This is a genomic window from Mucilaginibacter koreensis (assembly GCF_054783355.1).
In genome coordinates this window covers 1-1,090 of record NZ_BAAGQS010000006.1, presented here as the reverse complement: position 1 = coordinate 1,090, position 1,090 = coordinate 1, and the positions used below count along the sequence as shown (strand labels likewise).

Genomic DNA, 1,090 nt, shown 5'->3' with positions numbered 1-1,090 from the left:
CGTATCAATCAGTTTCCTTGCGCATATGGGTTTGTCACCCAAATACTTGCACTAATGGTGGACTCCTTGGTCCGTGTTTCAAGACGGGTCATTTAGAGTCATTAAGCCAACAACCTAAGCGAATAGAAGTATAACCAAAAAGATCAACCTTGATACCGTAGTACCTCAGAAAACCTTCCTGGAAAACTCGCCAAAAAGCATTCGCTGCGTTCCTCAATCCAACCCAAGGTATTTTCTAAGGGACTATAACACCCACAAGTGGGCCACATTTCCCTTAGTTTTTTCCCTCAAGTCAAATTGTCGTTGGCAGGCATAGCCTGCAAGTGCATCCAGGCCGAAGCCTAGATTGATTACAGACAAGCCAGTCTGGCTCCAAACGGTTCCCTTTTAACAATTTCACATACTGTTTAACTCTCTTTTCAAAGTTCTTTTCATCTTTCCCTCACGGTACTTGTTCGCTATCGGTTTCTCGCCAATATTTAGCTTTAGGTGAGATTTACCACCCAATTTAGGCTGCATTCCCAAACAACCTGACTCTTTGAAAGCGTATCACAAAAGGCAAATGCTCAAGCCAAAGACGGGATTCTCACCCTCTATGATGCCCTGTTCCAAAGGACTTTTTTACCAGGCGTGTCTGGAAAACACTTCTACAGTTTACAATCCGGTTTAGCTAAGCCAAACAGGTTCCAACTTTGAGCTCTTTCCTCTTCACTCGCCGTTACTAGGGAAATCATTGTTATTTTCTTTTCCTCCGCTTATTGATATGCTTAAGTTCAGCGGGTAATCCCACCTGACTTCAGATCATAGTTTGAAAGTTGCTGGATTATACTCTTGTACTTTACTTCCTGGGCGAACCAAAGAAAAAGATCCTGAGACCAGCGTAATATTCCTTCCTAGCAAGCCAGACAGAAAATCACACACAGTTTTGGTGCTCACTGTAATAAAACAGCGATGCGACCCATTACCACATAAACAAATGTTATGTGTGGGTTTGTGATGATACTGAAGCAGGCGTACTCTATAGAAAAACCATAGAGTGCAAGCTGCGTTCAAAGACTCGATGATTCACTGAATATGCAATTCACACTAC

Annotated in this window: 1 rRNA gene; it reads right to left on the bottom strand. The window is 42.7% G+C overall.

Annotation, left to right across the window (positions count from 1 at the left end):
- Positions 1 to 852, bottom strand: a 23S ribosomal RNA gene (locus ACYVNW_RS18455); the annotation flags it as partial.
- Between the last annotated feature and the right edge of the window lie 238 nt (positions 853 to 1,090).